Origin of the sequence: Enterococcus termitis (assembly GCF_001730305.1) — a bacterium.
GTDB lineage: Bacteria > Bacillota > Bacilli > Lactobacillales > Enterococcaceae > Enterococcus_L > Enterococcus_L termitis.
Genome location: NZ_MIJY01000034.1, coordinates 298563 through 319387, shown reverse-complemented (window position 1 = coordinate 319387; position 20825 = coordinate 298563). Strand labels below are relative to the sequence as shown.

At 39.0% G+C, this 20825-nt stretch carries 22 protein-coding genes; all 22 read left to right on the top strand.

The features are described 5' to 3' along the window. Nucleotides 1-227 precede the first annotated feature (227 nt). The 22 genes from BCR25_RS13880 to BCR25_RS13775 all read left to right on the top strand — a co-directional run bounded on the left by BCR25_RS13880 (nt 228) and on the right by BCR25_RS13775 (nt 20814). A complete protein-coding gene (locus tag BCR25_RS13880) occupies nt 228-527 on the top strand; it encodes a PDDEXK family nuclease (RefSeq protein ID WP_245792269.1) in 300 nt (99 codons plus the stop codon). Then, nucleotides 524-1897, top strand: a complete 1374-nt coding sequence (locus BCR25_RS13875) for an SNF2-related protein (protein WP_069664178.1) — start codon at nt 524-526, stop codon at nt 1895-1897. Before BCR25_RS13880 ends, BCR25_RS13875 begins: the two co-directional genes overlap by 4 nt. Continuing rightward, complete coding sequence (locus BCR25_RS13870) at nt 1882-2412, top strand: hypothetical protein (RefSeq protein WP_069664177.1); 531 nt, start codon at nt 1882-1884, stop codon at nt 2410-2412. The genes BCR25_RS13875 and BCR25_RS13870 overlap by 16 nt, the downstream gene beginning before the upstream one ends. 242 nt (nt 2413-2654) lie before the next feature. Beyond that, on the top strand, nt 2655-2915 hold the full coding sequence (locus BCR25_RS13865; protein WP_069664176.1) for a hypothetical protein: 261 nt from the start codon (nt 2655-2657) through the stop codon (nt 2913-2915). Between the two features lie 84 nt (nt 2916-2999). After that, nucleotides 3000-3794, top strand: a complete 795-nt coding sequence (gene terS / locus BCR25_RS13860; protein WP_069664175.1) for a phage terminase small subunit — start codon at nt 3000-3002, stop codon at nt 3792-3794. Beyond that, complete coding sequence (locus BCR25_RS13855; RefSeq protein WP_069664174.1) at nt 3754-5046, top strand: PBSX family phage terminase large subunit; 1293 nt, start codon at nt 3754-3756, stop codon at nt 5044-5046. Before terS ends, BCR25_RS13855 begins: the two co-directional genes overlap by 41 nt. A gap of 17 nt (nt 5047-5063) precedes the next feature. Further along, nucleotides 5064-6563: a phage portal protein gene (locus BCR25_RS13850; protein WP_069664173.1), complete on the top strand. Its 1500-nt coding sequence runs from the start codon at nt 5064-5066 to the stop codon at nt 6561-6563. Beyond that, entirely contained in the window at nt 6563-7726 is a 1164-nt protein-coding gene (locus BCR25_RS13845; RefSeq protein ID WP_069664172.1) for a phage minor capsid protein, read from the top strand. Before BCR25_RS13850 ends, BCR25_RS13845 begins: the two co-directional genes overlap by 1 nt. Nucleotides 7727-7836: 110 nt before the next feature. Continuing rightward, nucleotides 7837-8412 (top strand): phage scaffolding protein, encoded by a 576-nt coding sequence (locus BCR25_RS13840; RefSeq protein WP_069664171.1) that lies wholly within the window; start codon nt 7837-7839, stop codon nt 8410-8412. A gap of 2 nt (nt 8413-8414) precedes the next feature. Then, nucleotides 8415-9275: a capsid protein gene (locus BCR25_RS13835; RefSeq protein ID WP_069664170.1), complete on the top strand. Its 861-nt coding sequence runs from the start codon at nt 8415-8417 to the stop codon at nt 9273-9275. Between the two features lie 17 nt (nt 9276-9292). After that, nucleotides 9293-9541 carry an Ig-like domain-containing protein gene (locus tag BCR25_RS13830; protein ID WP_069664169.1) on the top strand — a complete coding sequence of 83 codons (249 nt, stop codon included), beginning with the start codon at nt 9293-9295 and terminating at the stop codon, nt 9539-9541. Nucleotides 9542-9573: 32 nt separating this feature from the next. Beyond that, nucleotides 9574-9978 carry a head-tail connector protein gene (locus BCR25_RS13825; RefSeq protein ID WP_069664168.1) on the top strand — a complete coding sequence of 135 codons (405 nt, stop codon included), beginning with the start codon at nt 9574-9576 and terminating at the stop codon, nt 9976-9978. Beyond that, nucleotides 9972-10313 carry a putative minor capsid protein gene (locus BCR25_RS13820; RefSeq protein ID WP_069664167.1) on the top strand — a complete coding sequence of 114 codons (342 nt, stop codon included), beginning with the start codon at nt 9972-9974 and terminating at the stop codon, nt 10311-10313. Before BCR25_RS13825 ends, BCR25_RS13820 begins: the two co-directional genes overlap by 7 nt. Continuing rightward, complete coding sequence (locus tag BCR25_RS13815) at nt 10313-10660, top strand: minor capsid protein (protein ID WP_069664166.1); 348 nt, start codon at nt 10313-10315, stop codon at nt 10658-10660. Before BCR25_RS13820 ends, BCR25_RS13815 begins: the two co-directional genes overlap by 1 nt. Beyond that, nucleotides 10660-11058 carry a minor capsid protein gene (locus tag BCR25_RS13810; RefSeq protein ID WP_069664165.1) on the top strand — a complete coding sequence of 133 codons (399 nt, stop codon included), beginning with the start codon at nt 10660-10662 and terminating at the stop codon, nt 11056-11058. The genes BCR25_RS13815 and BCR25_RS13810 overlap by 1 nt, the downstream gene beginning before the upstream one ends. Continuing rightward, nucleotides 11059-11523, top strand: a complete 465-nt coding sequence (locus tag BCR25_RS13805) for a phage tail tube protein (protein ID WP_069664164.1) — start codon at nt 11059-11061, stop codon at nt 11521-11523. Nucleotides 11524-11592: 69 nt separating this feature from the next. Then, the gene (locus BCR25_RS13800; RefSeq protein ID WP_069664163.1) at nt 11593-12036 is read left to right on the top strand and encodes a hypothetical protein; all 444 of its coding nucleotides are present in this window, start codon (nt 11593-11595) and stop codon (nt 12034-12036) included. Between the two features lie 9 nt (nt 12037-12045). Beyond that, nucleotides 12046-12615 (top strand): Gp15 family bacteriophage protein, encoded by a 570-nt coding sequence (locus BCR25_RS13795; RefSeq protein ID WP_069664162.1) that lies wholly within the window; start codon nt 12046-12048, stop codon nt 12613-12615. Then, nucleotides 12608-15946: a tape measure protein gene (locus BCR25_RS13790; protein ID WP_069664161.1), complete on the top strand. Its 3339-nt coding sequence runs from the start codon at nt 12608-12610 to the stop codon at nt 15944-15946. Before BCR25_RS13795 ends, BCR25_RS13790 begins: the two co-directional genes overlap by 8 nt. Next, nucleotides 15943-16704, top strand: a complete 762-nt coding sequence (locus BCR25_RS13785) for a phage tail protein (protein WP_069664160.1) — start codon at nt 15943-15945, stop codon at nt 16702-16704. The genes BCR25_RS13790 and BCR25_RS13785 overlap by 4 nt, the downstream gene beginning before the upstream one ends. Beyond that, nucleotides 16701-18992 carry a phage tail spike protein gene (locus BCR25_RS13780; protein WP_069664159.1) on the top strand — a complete coding sequence of 764 codons (2292 nt, stop codon included), beginning with the start codon at nt 16701-16703 and terminating at the stop codon, nt 18990-18992. The genes BCR25_RS13785 and BCR25_RS13780 overlap by 4 nt, the downstream gene beginning before the upstream one ends. Continuing rightward, nucleotides 18982-20814, top strand: a complete 1833-nt coding sequence (locus tag BCR25_RS13775) for a BppU family phage baseplate upper protein (protein WP_069664158.1) — start codon at nt 18982-18984, stop codon at nt 20812-20814. Before BCR25_RS13780 ends, BCR25_RS13775 begins: the two co-directional genes overlap by 11 nt. Nucleotides 20815-20825 lie beyond the last annotated feature (11 nt).

Here is a 20825-nt window from a genome sequence, read left to right as displayed (position 1 = left end):
CTTTATCCCTAAAAAGTAACCTGAAAAGTAACCTCGAAAACCTTTCATATCAAGTCAATTCAGATAAAAGTTACCAAGTTACCTTTTTCTCTAACTCTTTATATAGGGGGGTATATAAATATATATATGATACACACATATACATGTATATTACGTATATATATAAAGAGTTCAGAAAAAAAGTAACCTGTAATTTGTAAGAAAAATATTTTAGAGAAGGTGAGACGGTGATACTCGAATCGGATGTAGAAAAATACTTCAAAAAGAAAATTGAGGAAAAAGGAGCTTGGTGCCCTAAATGGGAATCACCTGGAATCAGAGGCGTTCCTGACAGACTCGTATTTTTCCCTAGAGGCAGAATGGCCGCCATAGAAATGAAAAGACCTAAAGGCGGGGTAGTAAGTAAGTCACAGGAGAAAATAGCTGAAAAGCTTAGAAACTTAGATCATTCTGTTTGGCATTGTTGGTCGAAAGAAGAGGCTGATTGGCTTATAAATACGTTTGAAGAATTGGGCTGGTTGCAATGAGGGCTATTTTACACAAGTACCAAGGCTATTCAAAGGACTGGATTCTAGACCACCCCTATTGTGCGTTACTCTTAGATATGGGACTTGGAAAAACTCTTTCTAGCCTAACTGCCATCGTGGAATTATTGACCGCCTTTGAAATTATTGAGAATGTGTTAGTGATAGCCCCTTTAAGCGTAGCAGAAAAGACATGGACTGACGAGATAGAGAAATGGGATCATCTTCAGCACCTCACCACTTCTAAGATTCTAGGGAGTGAAAAACAGCGTAAAGCAGCGTTAAGCAAAAAAGCAGATGTTTATCTAGTGAACCGTGAAAATGTTGTATGGCTTGTTGAACACTTCGGGCGAAGATGGCCATTTAAAACAGTGATCATTGATGAGTTATCAAGCTTTAAGTCAAGCCGTTCAAAACGATTCAAAGCACTACGAAAAGTGCGCCCCTTGATGAACCAAGTCATCGGACTAACTGGAACACCTAGCCCTAACAGCTTGATGGATTTATGGGCACAGATTTATCTCCTTGATCAAGGGGAAAGGTTAGGAAAAACGATCACAGAATATCGCAATCGGTATTTTGTACCAGCACAAAAGAACGGACATATCGTTTACAGTTGGCAGCTAGTTCCAGGCGCTGAAGAACAAATATATTCAAAAATTAGCGATATCTGCATCAGCATGAAAGCAAAAGATTATCTAAAGCTACCACCTAGAACAGACAATATCGTCGAAATCCAGTTGTCAGAAGAGAGTAAGCAGAAATACAAAGAACTGGAAAGGCATTATGTCCTTGAGTTAGCAGAAGCGGATGTCGTAGCAAGTAATGCAGCTACTCTTTCCAACAAGCTGTTACAGCTTGCCAACGGTTGTATTTACGACGAAAACGAAGACGCAAGGGAAATACATCAAGAGAAGCTAGAAGCCCTTGAGCGAATCATAGAGGATTCTCAGGGACAACCAGTTTTAGTCTTTTATCAATACAAGCATGATCTAGCGAGAATACTGAAACGGTTTAAGCAAGCAAAAGTTTTAGATGTCAAAGCAGGGGATATTCAAAAATGGAACGAAGGTAAAATCCCTATTTTGTTAGCCCATCCGCAATCTGCAGGTCACGGCTTAAATTTACAGCGGGGTGGGCATATCGTCGTTTGGTTTGGTCTTACATGGTCACTAGAATATTATCAACAAGCCAATGCAAGACTTGATAGACAGGGACAAAAACAGCCTGTCATCGTCCATCATCTTGTAGCAAAAGGAACAATAGACGAGCAAGTCATGGAAGCCCTGAAAAATAAAGAAGCGGGTCAAGAATCTTTGATGTCAGCCGTTAAAGCGAAAATACGGGAGGTGAAACTATGTCAGAAATTATAAATAAGAACCAGTTAAAAGATTTAGCGAAAGAGATTGTACTTGAGATTAAAAGACAAGAGAAAAAATCAAAGAAAGTTACACAAAAAGATTGGCGTTTAAGAAATACTAAATTACTTTTGACAAAATACATTTTTCTAAAAAAACATTGTTTAGAGATCACAGAAGATTTAAACGAATATGAAAATGTTGTTTTTGAGCCTGAGGAATTAAATCTGCGGGCATTGATGAAATACAAAGCCAAAACAAAAAAATTACTAGATTATTTTGACACAGTGTGGGGATCATATAAAGCATATTGTGTAGAAAAAGGCGGAAGTGTTGAGAGGAGATGCAAGGTTCTTGAAAAACTATACATTCTTCAAAAAACAATGAAATACGTTGATATCGCTGAACTTTTTAATGTGGACGAGTCGACAATTCGTCGAGACGAAAAGAAAGCTACGTCTGAACTTTCGGTATTCCTTTTCGGAGTGGACGCTTTAGAGGATTTAGTGGATGCCATTTTCATGCCTTGAAAGCGCCGAATTTAAAATATATCATGATAGCGTGAAATAAATGGGCAACCCGAAAACATTTCTGAAAACTCCAATTTTCATAATTTAACTCCTTTAAACATGCCAGCGGGAACCTGTTTCACTATGCACTCACAGGCTAACAACAAAAAAAACTAAAATAAGGATGTGAAAACTCCCCCTCATAGAGTTTATTCCATTCTTGCCTGTGAGAGCTTATACAAAAATATTAGGAGGAGCTATAAATGTCTAAGAAACTAGTAACATGTGGCAAATGTGGGGAATACACGCCTGTAGTATACAGAACTAAGTATCTAGGCAGTGGAATCCAACACACCTATGCCGTTTGTCAGTCATGTGGCGATAAAGTCACTGTATATTATACTGACAAAGAGCTTCGGCAACTCCTAAAAAGACAAGAGAAGACGCCGTATGGACCTAAGAAGGTAGCATTGGCTGAGACTATTAATAATAAAATGAATGAGCTAAAAGAACGTTATGGATAGCATTGAATTTCTAAGGCATCTCTTCACAGAGGTGCTTTTTCAATTATTCAAAACAAACACAATTAGCGGAGGTGGTGAGTAAGTGTGGCGAGAAAAAGAAATCCATTACGTGATGAGGCATATCGAATCTGGATAGAATCAGATAAAAAGAAGCTATTGAAATCTATTGCGGAAGAAATAGGCGTAACAGCTTCTACAGTCCGTAAATGGAAATCCGAAGATAAATGGGACGGCGATTCTAAACGGAGCGCTCCTAATGAAAAAGTGCGTTACGAATCAATGAGGAACAATCAGAACGCAAAAGGGAACTCAGGCGGTGGGGCTCCTGCAAGAAATCAAAATGCTGTTAGTCACGGCTTATTTGCAAAGCATCTACCCGCTGAAACATCTGAGATTTTAGAAGTATTATCTGAGTGTGATCCTGTAGATATACTTTGGGATAATATCAGAATTCAATACACCGCAATCATCCGATCACAAAAAATCATGTATGTTTCAGATCAGGATGATATCTCAAGAGAGGAATCAGGATGGTCTTCAGGGGAAGGAGGCAGCTCAACGACTTTGGCGCTACAATATGCCTGGGATAAGCAAGCGAACTTCCTCAATGCCCAATCAAGGGCAATAAGTACGCTGAACAATTCGATCAAGCAATTTGTTGCTATTGCTGACGAAGAAGATGAGCGACGTAAGAAACTAGAATTGATGTCAGTACAGATCAGAAAAGCCGAGTCAGAAGCCCGCATCCTTGAAAATACGGCTGATAAACTGACAGCAGGAGGAAAAGGAAACGAGTTGCTTCAAGCCTTGTTAGACGTCAAGACAGGGGGGAATGTCAATGGCGATCCAGTTCAGCCTGAAACAGACTCAAAACATTAATCAAATCATTCAGGGGATTACCTTTGAACTTAATGAGGGCACACCTCGTTCGGGCAAGACAACCTCTGATATCTTCAAGATGGCTGATTTTTATTTGAGATCACCTGATCAGAATCACCTAGTCTGTGCTTATAACCAAGAGCAAGCCTTCCGCATGTTTATGGACGGTGACGGCCTGGGATTGATGCATATCTTTGAAGGCGTATCTGATATACGGCACGATGAACACGGAGATCATCTGTTACTATACGCACCTAACGGAGACAAGAAAATCTACTACAAGGGTGGCGGCAAGGTAAACTCTGTTGGTGCGATTACAGGTATGTCCTTAGGCAGTGTGACCTTTCTTGAATTCAATCTACTGCATAAAGATTTCATCAATGAATGTTTTAGGCGGACGTTTGCAGCAGAGTGGCGCTATCATTTGGGTGAGCAGAATCCGCCCGCACCAAATCACCCTAACCTAGAATTACTGGAACGTTTCGAGAAATCGGGGCGTTTTTTATTTCGTCATTGGACTCCTGATGATAACCCGATATTGAGTAAGGACAGAAAAGAACAGCTTTATCAGGAATTATCCAGCAGTGAATATTTGCTTGATCGTGACTGGTACGGGAAGCGAGTGCTTCCGCAAGGTGTCATCTACTCAATGTTCAGCAAAAAGAAAAATGTCGTCTCCAGAATTCAAGGTAATGTGATAGAAACATTCTTTACCGCTGACGGAGGTCAATCAGACGCAACTACGTGCGCTTTCTGGGTCGTTACGTTCAAAGATGGCAAATACTACCTGTACCGCTTAGCGAACTACTACGACAGCGGATCAGACACAGGCGTGACGAAAGCCATGTCCGTTTATGCTAAAGAGATCAAGCAGTTTATAGAGTGGTGTTATAAAAAATGGAGTCATCTGCCACATTGGAATCACTTCTTCGTCGATCCTGCCTGTTTGACACTAAGAACCGAATTGGATTTGCAAGGAATACTAACAGACAAGGCTGATAACAACAGCAAAGATAAAGTTTCAAGTAATGGCTTAAAGATTGAAGTAGGAATAGAGAGGCTTCAGAACACGATTGCAGGTGGGCAATTCCTTCTGCTAGACAGCGGTGATGAATTCGACCACTACAATTTTGAAAAAGAATTATCTATGTACGTTCGGAACGATAACGGGCTACCGATTGATAAATATAATCACGCATTGGATGAATCAAGATATGGCAACAATTACTTTTATAAAACTTACATTGCCTAACGAATCGAGGTGTAAATATGCTAGAAAAACTAAAGAATTTTTTTAAGAAAGGGGGCGCAAAATTGGGAGTAGTTCAAGAGCTAAACAGTATTACAGATCACCCGAAGATTTCAGTTGATCCTAAAGAATATGACCGCATTCAAGAAAATAAAGTCCTTTATAAATCCGTCTTTCCCGATGTCAGTTATCTAACAAGCGAAGGATTGACAAGCAAAAGACCGTTTCACTCACTGAATGTACCTAAAATCGTAGCTAAAAAGCTATCAAAGCTTGTTTTTAATGATGGTTGCACGATTAGCGTCGATGACCCAAAGGCGGATGAATTTCTGCAGCAAGTCTTTAAAGATAATAAGTTTGATAAAAATTTCGGTGAGGAATTAGAAGCAGGCTATGCCATTGGAGGAATAGTCCTCCGTCCATATCTCGATGTAGGCACACAGACAATTAAGATCGCCTATTGCAGAGCTGATACCTTCTATCCGCTAGAATCAAACACAAATGACGTGACTGAAGCAGCAATCGCTACAGTTACTCAACAGGCAGAAGGTCAAACGATGGTTTATTATACTCTCTTGGAATTCCATGTTTGGGAGAATGGTAAATATTTTATCCGTAATGAACTATATCGATCAGAAAAAGCTGACGTTGTGGGCCTTAAAGTGGGGCTAAAGACTCTTGAAAAATACAAAGACTTAGAGAAAGAAACTGAGATGAAAGGTTTTAGTCGTCCGATCTTTGTCTATATCAAACTTGCTGGAAAAAACAACATCAATCTATCAAGTCCTATTAGCTTAGGAATCATTGACAACGCAAAAAGACAAATTAAAGATATCAATGAAAAATACGATGAGTTCATGTGGGAGATTGAGGAAGCAAGACGTAAAATTTTAGCGTCGGACCATTTCTTTAAAGTCAGATATGACGACAAAGGAAATCCGATACAGAGGTTTGATAGTAAGACCAGCGTCTTTCAACGGTTAAAAACCGATGAACCTCTCATCGACGAATTCGCTCCTACGCTACGTTCAAGTGAGTTCATCGCAAGCATAAATTTCATTCTAAGAATCATAGAGCTTCAGACAGGATTCAGTTCAGGAACATTCTCGTTCGATGGGCAATCTGTTAAAACAGCAACTGAAATTATTAGTGAGAACTCAGAAACTTTCTCTACTCGTTCAGATAATGTCTTGATCGTAGAACAAGCACTAAAAGAGTTAGTTGTCACTATTTTTGAGTTAGCCAATGCTTCAGGATTACACCCGATTTCAGAGGCCCCTGGGATTAACATTGATTTTGATGACGGTGTTTTTCAATCGCAAGATGCAAAAGCGGATTATTACGGAAAACTGACTACATTAGGACTAACCTCTAAACTAAGAGCGATACAAAAGGTTCTTGGAGTTACTGAAAAAGAAGCCAAGACCATTATTTCTGAAATCAATGCAGAAACTCTTGGATCGGATTATGCAGAGAATGAAGAGACTAAGTTGAGAGAAAAATACGGAAGTGATGAGTGATGCCAATAACGCCACATCAATTAAGTTTATGGTCCAGCAATATGTCCCATATTTACCAGTCACTAGAGGGAGAACTGATTCGATTAATCATTAAACGATTAAATAATGGATCAGGTAATATTCTTGATTGGCAGAGAGACAAGCTGCAAGAATTACGGTTATTCAATCAAGATTCTGCGAAATTGATCTCTGAGGCTACAGGATTATCAGAAAAAGAAGTAAAACGGATGTTTGAAACTTCAGGGGGCAAAATTATCGGAGAGATCGACAAAGAAATGCCCTATAAAACGTTAGCTTTACCCACTAATCTAGATACAATCATGAGAGCTTATTTTAATCAGGCTTGGGGAAATATAGACAACTATGTGAATCAAACCTTGCTATCTACGAATTACGGGCATTTACAAGCAACTACACTTATGTACAACGAAATCATTAATAAAACGGCTGCCGCTTTCAACACAGGACTATTTACATTCGAGGAAGCTCTAGAACGAACGATAAGAGAATGGGCTCAAAAAGGAATCAAGAGTACATTCACAGATAAAGGCGGTCATACATGGTCATTAGAACGCTATGTGAGAACTGTTTTGAAATCTACACTAAGTAATACTTACAACCAGCTAAGAACGGATAGAATGGCTGAGTATGGCGTCTATACGGTGCTTGTTACCAGTCACATGGGAGCTAGATCAGAGTGTTCATTGATTCAGGGGAATGTGGCTGATTTACGGCCTAATATTCCAGCAAATAGTGAGTATAGAAGTATTTATGATCCTTATTGGCGGGCTGACTATGGTACAGCAGGAGGACACCGAGGCATCAACTGCCGCCATTTACATGTCCCGTTCATTCCAGGAGTAACTACAAACAATCAGCCTAAATATGAAGCAGCCGAAAACAAAGAAGTTGCTAAACTTACACAAAAGCAGAGAGAACTAGAACGCCGTATTGTTAAGTTTAAGAAAAATAGAATGGTGTCCGAGGCAATGGGGAATAAAGAAGGCGTTGCAGCTTGGCAGAAAAATATCTCTACCGCTCAAAAAGCTATTCGCGATCTGGTAAAAAGTAACGACTATCTTGCGAGGAACTATGCAAGAGAAAGAGTTTATACACCTTTGAATACATTGCTAAAAGATTTTAAATATGAGAACGAAGCCTAGTGCATTTACTAAGGCTTTTTATTTTGCCTTGTTTAGCTGACTAAGGCGTTAAAGATAAGTCGCCCATTCGTGGTCGTTGCCACGTAAAAACTCGAAAGGATGATAAAAGCATGAAAAGAGAACAACTAAAAGAATTAGGTTTAACCGATGAACAAATGGGGTCAGTAATGGCTTTACATGGTCAAACTGTAACTGATTTAAACAAGGCGCTTGCTTCTGCAGAGCAGGAACGTGATCAGTTCAAAGGTCAATTAAAGACCAACCAAGAGGAATTAGACAAGATTAAAGATTCCGTCAAAGACAATGAAGATTTGACGAAACAACTGTCTGAATTACAGACCAAATTTGATGAATCAAAAACCAATTCTGACAAACAACTTGCTGAGCAGCAGAAAGATTTTGCAATTAAATTAGCCCTGAAGGAAGCTAACGCTTTAGACGAAGACATTGTCCTCGGTCAAATTGATAAAGAGACAGTGAAAGTCGTTGACGGTAAACTACAAGGCTTCGAAGAACAACTAAAAGGGCTTCAAGAGAACAAAGCTTTCTTGTTTCAGCAAAAAGACCCGAAAGAAAATGGGGAAGGGAAACCTACTCCACAGTTTGTGGTGGGTGGAAATCCGACAGGTTCTGGGGAAGGTGCAAAAACTTTGGTACAAAAAATTCAAGAAAGATTAGGTGAATAATTATGGCATTAGTATTAGATAGTAAAGATTTAGCAACTATTGACAAGGAATTTAAAGCAGGTTCTCAAGTATGGGATATCTTGACACAAGGGGCAAAAAGTATCACTCCTGCCGATTTTGTCGGAGTTAATGAAGTCCGTATCAATAAAATGACTGGTTTTATGGATGCGACTCAATACAAACGTAATCAAGACAACAGCCGAAAAGCTATTGATATTTCAAAAGAAACGATCAAATTAACGCACGAAGATTGGTTCGGTTATGATGTGGATCAACTAGATCAGTCAGAAAGTGCAGCATTAACAATTAACAACATTGTAACAGAGCATAAACGTCTGATCTCTGTGCCACACCGTGATCGAGTAGCAATGCAAGTATTATTCGACAACGCAGGTGAAAAAGTAAGTGAAACGTTGACTACTGAAAATATTCTTGACGCCTACGATGCAGCAGAAGAATATATGACCGACAATGAAGTTCCAGGTGGATATGTAATGTTTGTATCTGCTAAGACATATCGTCTACTTAAAAACGCTAAAGGTGTTAGCAAAACTTTCACGGTGAACCAAATGTCAATCGCTGGTATTGATCGTACTGTCGCACAACTTGACGGCGGTGTTCCAATTATGAAGGTAGCAAAAGACCGCATCAACGGGCTTACTATTGATGACACGATTAATTTCATTGTTACACCACTAGAAGCAGTGGCTCCGATTGTGAAATTTGGTACGGTTGATACAGTGCCTGCTTCTCAAGATCGCAGCGGTTACCGAGATACGATCAAAGGGCTAGACTACTACGATGCGATTGTATTCGATAATGCTAAGAAAGCTATTTATGCTTCTTACGTCCCAAAAGCGTAGCCCCAACAGGAGTGAGTTTGAATAAAACATCCTTAACTCTTGAAACAGGGGCTGATGAAATTTTGACTGCTGTAGTTGAACCTCAAAACGCTGAAGATAAAACAATTTCATTCAGTTCAAGCGATGAGTCAATCGCTACAGTAACACCAAAGCAGGGGAAAGTAACTGGCATTAAAACAGGAAATGCCAAGATTATTGTCACAACATCAAATGGCTTAACTGCCGACTGTGATGTGACAATTACAGAAAAAAGTGGGGGAGCATAAGCTTCTCCCTTTTTTATTAAAGGAGGGAGTTTATGAGCTACCTTGAATTTTCCGAATTTCAGGAATTAACAGGTAAGACTGAGGATTTCAAAGAATTATTTGAGAAATATCTGATAAAAGCTGAAGCGGTCCTTGATCACGAAACACAGGACTTTTATCAGTTTAATGATATTAAAACAGACGAAGTTACATTCCGAGTAAATAAATTCAAAAAAGCATTATGTGCTCAAATTATTTACTTTGGTGATCTCAACGCTGACACGTTTGAAAATCTAAATAGTCAGCCTCAAATGTTTACAATTGGTTCGACAACTGTCTCCAATGTTAGTCGTTACAATGCAGGAGGCTCTAATGAGAGTAAATCCTTAGTAGCTGAAGATGTCTACCTTTACTTAGAAGGCACTGGTCTATTATATCGAGGTGTTCCGTCATGTTGATTCAAAAACCACCTAAGGAAACACTCATAGAAGAATTTGATTATCGCGAATTTTTAGGCGAAGGGGATTATAACAAACCTCGATATGGTGAAAGCATAAAGGTGAAATCGGTTCGTATAGATCGAACTCCTAAATATACTTTCGGTTCACAAGGAAAACAGATACTGTTCAATGCAACTGTCTTTTGCTACGTAGGATTGACAACACCTTTACCCGAATTTAAGGAGCAAGACATGCTTATCTTTGACGGAAGAGAGCACACCGTTGTCAGTGCTGCTGTTTTTAAAGAGCCTTATGTAGATCAGATATATTCCTATGAAATCGGGGTGATCTAATGGGAATCAAAATAGATTTGAAAGGCGTAAAAGCTAAAACTAGCGCACAAGCTTTCGATAGAGGTCGATACGCTTTAGGTAATCAAATGATCGCTGATATGAACCAGTTCGTCCCGATGCAATCAGGGGGCGGAATTTTGAGGCAAACAGCACACCTCTCAGGTGATAATACCGAAGTTATTTATGATACACCATATGCTAAAGCTCAGTATTATGGGACAAACGGAAAAGCTGTTTTCAGAAAGTATTCTACACCAGGCACAGGCAAGAGATGGGATTTGAAAGCTAAATCACTTTACCTCCCTGCTTGGAAACGAAGCTTTATGAAAGGGGCGGGTTTTAACTAATGGACTTTATCGATCAATTAAAAAATAAAATCAATTCAATTCCGAATATGCCGATACAACTAAGAAAAGGATATCTGACCACTGATGAAAGTTTAGTCATTTATCCCCTACCTGGTGGGCAAGTCAGTAGAGAGTATTATGACGGGACCAAAGATGAATTGCTTAATTATGAATTAGCAATGAGGTCAAACGATGGCAACAAAATAGAACAAACGTTGTGGCTTATTTCCGATTATATAGAACGGATAGAAACGATTGAAAGCCAAGACCAATCATTTGAGTTTAATAGTTTAAGAGTTACCAGTAAGCCGTTTATCAACGAAGCGAATGAGCAGAACTGGTTCATTTTTTTATTAGATTTTCAAGTAAGCCTAACAACATTCAAGGAGGAAAACTAAATGTCAACAAAAGGAAATTTTATCAGAAAACATTATTTAGCACCCTATGTGGTAGGTAGTGACACCGCCCCAAAGGAAGCAGATTTTCACCGCTTAGCCAATCGAATCAGTAATATTACTGACGATAGTTCAGACGAAACGGATGCATCTGTTTTTTATGATTCAGAAGACGGAAATGCGGAAGAATCTTTATTAGGCCGTACTGAAGTATGGACTTTTGAAGGTCAATATGATGCGGAGGACCCTGCACATCAAATCGTGGCAAATGCTCGACGAGCAAATGATGACGGTCGTAAATTGTGGCACCGTATCGAAGAAACAGATGGCTCGGTAGTGGTTGGATTAGCCAAAATCTTTGATCCGAAGGCGGGGGGTGGCGATGCGACTGCAAAAGAAATCTTGAGTGGTAGAATCGCTTATATTAAAAAACCAGAGGTGACGCCTGCACCTCCCAGCGGCGAATAAAGCACTAAGAATACTAATTGATGGGCAAGAACTATTATAGGTTCTTGCCCTTTTTGGAGGGAAATGGAAATGTCAAAAAGTTTAGATTTTGAGTTGAAACGAGAGGGGTTCCCAGTCAATGTTGGACCAGTTGAATTTTTTATCGGCACATCAATTGAAGACTTACAACGCTTTTTTGGTCTTCAAGAAGAAATTGACAAAAAAATTGAAGATTTAAGTAAGCAGTTAAACACCATTGAAAATTTAGAAAAAGCAAATCAAAAAGAACTTGAGTTAGCTGTTGAGCTTACGAAAGAACTTACTCGTATTCAATACGATGCCGCACTAGGAGACGGCGCTTTCGATAAAATTTATGAAGTCTTTCCTCATACGGATGTTTTAGCTGAACAGCTTGACACAATCATGTTTGCAATCGCCGAAAGAATATCAGAAGAAACAGCCAAAAGGTCGGATAAATACAATAAGAAAAAAGCGGACTTGTTGAAGAAAAAAATGAAAAAGAAAAAACAGTAGGGATTCGTTATGAAATTAAATGATCCTTTAGTTTCTGATATTGAATTTAACGGCGTGACTTTTCCGCTTGATCTTTCGTTTGATAACGTCTTAGATGTTTTTGAAATCTTGAAAGATGAAACTCTAGAAAATTTTGAAAAAGTAGACTCTTGCTGTGAGCTACTAATCGGAGAAAATGAACTTTCCTTCACTGAACAGTCGGAGCTGTTTACTTTCATCTTGGAGAATCATATTCATTCAAGTGAGCAGCAATTTATAGAGGTTGATATTTTAGGCAACCCTATGCCGAATCAGGAAGAGAGAGTCATAGATATTGAGTTAGACGCAAAATTCATTTATGCGTCTTTTTTTGTGTTAGGGATCAATCTTTTTGAGCAGCAGGGTAAATTATCCTGGACTGAGTTTCAAGCTCTTCTAGAAGCTTTACCTGACGAGAGTGTCATGTCAAAAATAATCAATATCCGACAGTGGTCGCCCTCTAAAGGTGATTCACAAGAACATATTTCAGAAATGAGACGGCTACAAAAAAAATATGCTTTACCAGGCACAGAATTAGAGGATGGTGAGGAACATGGCTGATGGAAGTATCGTTATTTCTGTCGATGTTGACGGCAAAGGTGTAACAATCCTTAATGATCAACTAGACAAATTAGGCGGCAACAGTACAAAAGCTTCAGGTGGTATTAAAGACCTTGTCACTTCCATTGGGCTAGTCAAAATCGCTTCTGTAGCATTTGATGTTCTTAAAAATTCACTGGATGCCGCCATAAGTCGTTTTGATACGATGCAAAAATTCCCTAAGGTTATGGATGCTTTAGGCTTCAGTGCAGATGAATCTAGCAGAAACGTGAATAAGTTATCTGATGGAATCGACGGGCTACCAACCAAACTAGATGACGTAGTAGCAACGGCTCAGAGGATGACTTCTGTAACAGGGAATCTTGATAAATCTACTGATGCAACGTTAGCGCTAAACAACGCTATGCTTGCTAGTGGGGCTTCTACTGATGATGCTTCACGGGGGATGGAACAGTATATTCAAATGTTATCAACGGGTAAAGTTGATATGCAGAGTTGGAGAACCTTGCAGGAGACAATGCCTATCGGATTACAAAAAACAGCCGAGGCTATGGGGTTTCTAGGGCGAACTGCTCAGGTCGATTTATACGCAGCCTTAAAAGAAGGAAAAGTCACCTTCGATCAATTTCAAGATCAATTAATAGAACTAGGTACAGGAACAGGCGAACTCGCTAAACTTGCAAAAGTTAACAGTGAGGGGATCGCAACTTCATTTGGCAACTTAAAAAATGCGGCTGCTAAAGGGATTGCGAATATCATTGAAGCTTTAAATGATTTATCAAAAGCTACTACGGGTAAAAATATCGCTCAAAACCTCGATAGCATGAAGGTTTTAGTAAATGCAACGTTTAAATCAATTACAACGGTCATCAAGAGTTCAACGCCGATAGTCGCCGCTTTCGTTACAGTTTTATCTAGTTTAGGAAATGCCATAAAACCTCTGATTCCAACTATCACAAGCTTTGTGGCTACGTTTGTAGCTTTGAAGATTGTAAAAGAAGTAGGTACCTATTTTAGTAATACCGAAGCCTTTATCAGATTGTATATTGTAGCTACAGAATTGGCTGCTTTAGCAACTAGTTCGTTAGCTAGAGAGCAGCTTTTACAGTCTGTAGCAACCAAAGCGAATAACGTTTTGATTGCAGCTAAAACAGCGTTGCTGGTTGTCCAAAATACAATAATGGGTGTGCTAACAGGAACTACTAGTTTGGCTGCCGCAGCAACTACAGCTCTTTCAGCAGCTATCCAATTCTTACTTGGTCCTATCGGTTGGGCTGTGGCTATCATAGGTTCATTAGTTGCGGTTACAGTGAATCTTTGGAAATGGTTCAACAAGGAATCAGAAGAAGTCAAAGCTTTACGGGGTGAGCAAGAAGAACTAATCAAGACCACCGATGAAATGGCTAAAAAAAATGAAGATGCAGCTATCTCAAGAAAAGGCGAAATCGACAAATTAGCTGAAACTAAAGCAAACTACACGGCTTTAATTGAAGAGATGGACATGCTTTCAAATAAAGAGAAGCTTAGTAACTCCGAGAAAAAACGTATGACAGAGATACTTGAAGTTCTTAATGGTAAATTAGGGGACCTTAATCTTGTCTATGATGAACAGAATAATATTCTTGCTGAACAGCCAGAAAAAATCCAACAGCAAATTGATGCTTTTCATGCCTTAGACGAAGCTTCCAGCGCACAAGAGCGTATCAATGAAATGCTGAAACAACGTAACGACAATGAAGCTAAGTTGATGGAAATCAATATTGCAAGAGAGCGCTGGAACGAGACGTTGAAGCAGTCGAGTGGAAGCATCAAAGATGCAAAAGAAAACATATCACAGATGAATGAAGAAGAACAAAAACTTTTAGATGCCCAAAGTTCTTTGCAAGCTGAGATTATAAAGACGGCCGATGATGCGGAAAGCTCTTTACAGCGTGCGGCAGCAGCGACGGAGGGCAGTGTTTTACAACAAACAGTTTCATATGACGCCTTGCAGGGAAAAAATAAGGAAGTCATGGATGCTCTGAGAGCCGAGTACCAATCTCTAGAAGAAAAAGTAGGGAATGTTTTTGATGCAATCGACCAAAAACAAGCAATCTCAACTGATCAAATGATAGCTAATCTTCAAAAGAATCAAGAAGCTGTTTCTCAGTGGAGCGAAAATATAGCAATCCTAGCTGAAAGAGGGATAGATCAAGGGCTTTTAGAACAGTTGAGAAAGATGGGTCCTGAGGGAGCTGCCCAAGCAGCGGAACTTGTAAATTCATCAGATATAAAATTGCAGGAATTGAATGAAGTCTATAGGCAATCAGGAGAAACCTCACTAAACGCTATGAGAGAAGGGCTACAACTTGGTAAACACGGCGTAAATGAAGAAATCGCTTCAATAATACCGACACAAAAAGAAACTCTATCTAGTCAAGTTGCAGAAGCTAATTTCAGTGAAGTAGGTAAAAATGCAGTTGATAACGTTTCTTCAGGTGTAGAAAATGCTCGAAACGCTCTTAATGAATCAATGAAAGGGATAATTACTCAAAGTGAAGCTGCTGTGAGAACAGAACTACAGAATTCTAATTTCAAGGATATAGGTCTTTCTATCCCACAAGGACTAGAAAAAGGGGTAACTGATGGGAAAGAGCAGCCTATAAAATCAGTAACAGAGATGACGGATGACCTCATAAAAGGAGCTAAAACTAAGCTTGATACTCATTCCCCTTCTAAAGTGTTTCATGAAATTGGTGAAAATGTCACTCAGGGTTTATCAAATGGTATTGAAGGTCAATCTGCAGCAGCCATTCAAGCAGTTCATACACTTGTAGAACAAATCATTCAAAGCACTAACGGACTTTCTGATCATATGGTGAGTATTGGGCAATATGCAATGATGGGCTTAGCCAACGGGATTTATTCTGGATCAGGTGCAGCTTTGGATGCGGCTCGTTCTGTAGCTAATAGCATTACAAATACCATGAAATCTGCATTAGACATTAATTCTCCTTCGAGAGTCATGAGAGATGAGGTTGGTAGATTCTTGCCTCAAGGTGTGGCTGAAGGTATTGAAAAAGACACAGGAGTCGCTTTATCGGCGATCGATAAGTTAAGCAATCTATTATCAGGCAGAATAACTCCTGAAGCTGCATTAAATATTCCGCGTTTCAGTGAAAGCAAACATACTGAAATAATAAAATCTAGAGACACCTCTAGTGGATATCAGGCACCTACTATTTCAATTAACATAGAGCATGCCGATCTCAGCAGTGATCGAGGAATTGAAGAAACGTCCAAACAGTTGGCACTTTTAACAGAAAGAGAAATGAGGGGGAGCTTAACATGAATTTATTAGATTATCCATACTTTCAATTTAGAGGACGTAAGTCTAATGAGTTTAGTATGAGGATTAGAAATGAAATGTCTTTTGTTGTCCCTCAGGCAGCACTTGAACTTCAATCAGTAGATGGCAGAAGCTCATCTATTATTTACGACCGTAACAGGTTCGAGGATTTTGAGAAGGTATTTCCTGTTCGTATATATAAAGAGCGTGATCGAACCATTGCTGCCCAGTTGCGAGATATTGCTGGGTGGCTTTATTTAGAACGAGGGTATAGCCCTTTGGAATTCAGTGAATATCCTGAATATTTTTATAAGGCTTTAGGCTACAGCGGTGCTAGTGCGAAGGATGAACGAAGAGATCGGCTCGATATTGATTTCTCTTTCAAATGCCAACCTTTTGTTTTTAGAAAAGACGGTGAAGATGAGCGAGACGTAAAAAGTGGCGAAGGGATCACAAACCCTGAGAACTTTTCTAGTTTTCCTCTTATCAGCTTCAATAAAACCACAGCATCAGTTGACAGTAATATTTATATAAACGGCCGTCAATTCAGAATAGCCAAGGAAGCAGGAACTGGAATCATCACCATTGATAGCGAGAACGGCATAGCTTATAAAGCAGGTGGTGTAAATGTATCGAAACAGTGTTTCATGGCAAACGGAAAATATGATCCTATCGTATTGGAGCCTGGGAGGAATGAAATTAGCTATACCAATTTGAATCAATTTAAAATAAAACCACGATGGAGGAATTTAGCCGTATGAGCACACTCATTTTACATGATAAAAGTAACAATAACTGGGGTTCACTCGGCTTAGGACCCCTAAGCGATGCAATCAATCCTCTCGTTACAAGAGGGAAAAATAGCAGCTATGAATTGACATTTGATTATCCTGTGAATGGACCTATGTTCAAAGAACTGAAAATCGGTCGATGGATTGTTACTGATGCGGGTCCTACAATTCAAGCTCAGAATCAACGTCTAGAGATTGCGAGTATATCTAAGCCAATTAAAGGAATTGTATCAGTCTATTGTGAACATTATAGATATCAACTATTGAGAACGATTGTCAAGACAGGTGCAGAATATGGAAATATCCCTGCCCAAACAGCATTAAATTATTTGAAGAACCAAATGGAGCCTAAAGGGGAATTTACCTTCTATAGTGACATACTCACAAGAGGGAATATTAGCTTTGCGGATCCGTCTAAATATGCAAATGCTCAGGAAGTTCTTGGTGGCGTTGAAGGTTCTATTTTAGATACTTACGGCGGGGAATATGTATTCAATAATAACCAAGTGCAATTATTTGCTAGTGCAGGAACTGAGAAGAATGTTGTGATCGCTTATGGGAAAAATTTAACGGATATCGTTCAAGAGGAATCAATCGAAAATACATATTCCTCTGTTTATGGATGGGCCAGGATTGGCAATGGTGAGGATGAAAAAATAATCACACTACCTGAAACCTATCTAGACAGCGATTATGTAGGGAATTATACCCAAAGACGTATTCAGATGGTAGATTTCAGTGATAAGGAACCACAGACCGTAGATCAGCTGCGAACTCTTGTAAAAAATTTTATAAAGAATAACAAAGTCGGTGTGCCCAAAGTAAGTATTAAAGCAAGTTTTGTTGATTTAGCAAGTTCAGTTATTAGTGGGGATTTAAGAACTCTCGAAGAAGTTGATTTATGTGATTATGTCACAGTAGCTTTCAACGAACTTGATATTAATACCGAGGCGCAAATCGTAAAAACAGTATGGAATGTACATTTGAATCGTTATGAGTCTATCGAATTAGGCGAGGCAAGGTCCAGTTTTGCTAAGGTAATCATAGATTCTCAACCTGATGTAAAAGAGATTATTAATAAAGTTGATTGGTTAGAAAAAGCTCAAAAAGAAGCCTCAGACATTATTAAAAACCCAGGTAAAGGGCACGTAGTTATCTATCCCAGTATCGCTGATCCTCAAGAATTATTAATTTTAGACACGACTAGCATCAACACAGCTAAAAAAGTGTGGCGTTGGAATATCGGAGGCTTAGGCTTTAGTTCTACTGGCTATAACGGAACTTATGGTTTAGCGATGACTAATAACGGCGCAATCGTGGCAGATCGTATGACTACGGGAACTCTGAGGGCAATAAGCATTATCGGTGTTAGCATCACAGGTACGACTATTGACGGCAGTATTATCACCAGTAGTAATGGTTACAACCGTATTATTTTGGCAGATGGCACTATAAAGAATTATTATGGAAATATTATTCGTTCAGTTTTAAGTCCTACGGATTTCAAAGTTAATGATAGCAATGGAATTAATTTAATGACATTGGATTCACGGGGAATCAGCATGAATAAACAAAGCTCTTCCACCCCTTTGGGAGGATTAGGAAGGGGAAGCGATAAGGCAACAAGCAAAGAAGAAATACACATCTATGCAGAAACAGGTAATATCGCTAGTTTAGGTGTTAAAGAAGGCGGTTCGACGACAGATATCATAAGAAAATTTGCTGTATCTAGTGCAGGTGCGCATATTTCAAATTTAATAATGGGTGGCTCCTATGTTGGCGGTTCAGGGGAAATCTCGAATGCTTATCTTAAAAATACAGGCGTAACGTCGTCTTTTACTGTTTATAATAATGTTCCACTAGGTTTTTACAGTAATTTAAATATGAACGGTTACTCAATTCTCAATCAATCAGATATTAGGCTTAAAGAAAATATTGAGGCTACAACAGTGAATGGGATCAAGGAAACAAAGAAAATTCAAATGGTTGATTACGATTGGCGTCAGAATTATCGATCAACAGATGTCAAGCTTCAGCCACCGAAAGAACGCCAATTCGGGATGATTGCACAGTATTCTCCGTTTTTATCTACAAAAAGTGAAGAGGATGCTTATCTTAAAATTGATGTAAACAAGCAAATAAACTTAAATACTTTAACCAATCAAGAGTTGATCTCGATCGTTGAGGAACAAGAAAAGCGTCTTTCACGATTAGAGCAACTACTTGGGGTAGAAAAGGAGGTTTCAGATGGCGTATAAGATTTTAAATTTAGATTTAGCCAAAGAACCCAAATTGACCCCCATCATTTATGGTCGGGTGGGCGATCAAGATATGCAAACCATTACTGTTAATGTGACTAGACGAGATGAGCAGATTAATCTAACAGGTTACACAGTAACCTTTGAAGGTGTGACGGGTGGAAATACCAAAATATATGACACTACGGGCATTAATGGTTCAAGTTTAGCTACTGGAACTTTTCAATATACATTTCCTAACAAAGCTTTTTCGGCTGCTGGAAAATATCACCGTGCATATTTCTCTTTTGTAAAAAGTGGTCAAAGAGACACGACGGGCGAATTCACCGTAATCGTAGCAGATAATTCAGATATCGATGCGAGCGAAGCTGAGACGATTATCACTGAATATAATAAGTTAGTTGAAAAACTTAATAAAACTTATGAGGAAGCTGTGAAAAGGCTTGATGATGATTATGAAGTGATTGCTGGACGGGTAAAAGAGATTGAGGCTGAACTAGAAGCTTTGAAAAAATTGATTGCAGATTATCAGACCTCGGTTGATCAAACTGCAGCAGATGCAAAAGTTGAAATAAGTGACACATTAAAAAGAGCCTTGGATGCAATAGATGAAGCGTTAGCGAAATTGTCATCGGCTGATATTGTAAACAAGACTGATTTATTGAATTTTATTTCTGGTGAAAATATCGAAACCAAATTTACAAGCAACTTAGTTGATAAAGTTAATGGGAGTTTAGTGGAAAATCCAAATATTGTCTATGCTAATACTAGTGTTGATTTATTGAGTCCTGACAAATTTAACTATGAAATATCTACACCTGGGTACCAACTAGTAAATAATTTAGATGATTTGCATTATATCTCCCAAATAAAAGAGGTAAACCGAATAAGACAAATCTGCGTTGCATTTAATGTAGTTGAAGATATCGAAAGAAAAACACCTTGGGTGTTCACACAGCATAACGCAACTACCCTTGATCAAAAAATTGAACTTGTAAGAAAACTAGTGGACGGGACAATACACCCTATCGTCTATGCAAGCGGAAGTGGAGCACATTCTACTAATCCGGGAGCAACACGTGCTCAAGTGAATATGCAGATTTGGGGGACAACTTGGCACGGCGGTGCAGTTAATACTACTAATAAAATTTCATTACTCGAATATAAAAATCAGACAGGACAAAGAATTCAAAATGACGGGTGTGTGTATATAATTGTTTATGCTCCTGTAAGTGACGGAGTTGTAGCTAGTACCGTTAATCTAGATTATGCGGCTCTTGAATACACCATATCAACAAGTTTGAGTGATTCCTACACCGCAAAACAAGATTTTATCAAGCATTTAGATGATAAAGAAAACCCTCACGGAGTAACTGCTGCGCAAACGGGTGCTGTTGCCTTAACGGGTAATCAGACAGTAAATGGCACAAAGGACTTTCAAACGGCTCCGACTGTTAAAGGTGATACTCTAGAACGTGTTCAAGGTGTTAAGTCTTATAATTTTACAGACAAAATTGATAAAACTTACTGGACTAGTGGTACAGTGTGGATTGGTCGAGCGGGTGATGTTGTGACAATTTCATTCCAAGCAGCTTGGAAAGTTAAGTCTTGGGGAGCCGCATTACTTTGGGAATTACCTAAAGAGTTTCAAAGTGATATGGCTACATTGAGTTTTACAGGTTCCCATCAATCAACTGGTAAAGGTGTTGTATTTAGAATCACCGACAGCGGAACGAACTTGTATATTATGGGTTCAGATATCGCAGAAGGAGTTTTCCTTACAGTGTCTTATCCAGCTAAATATAAATTATATGAAATCTAAAAGCGATTAAA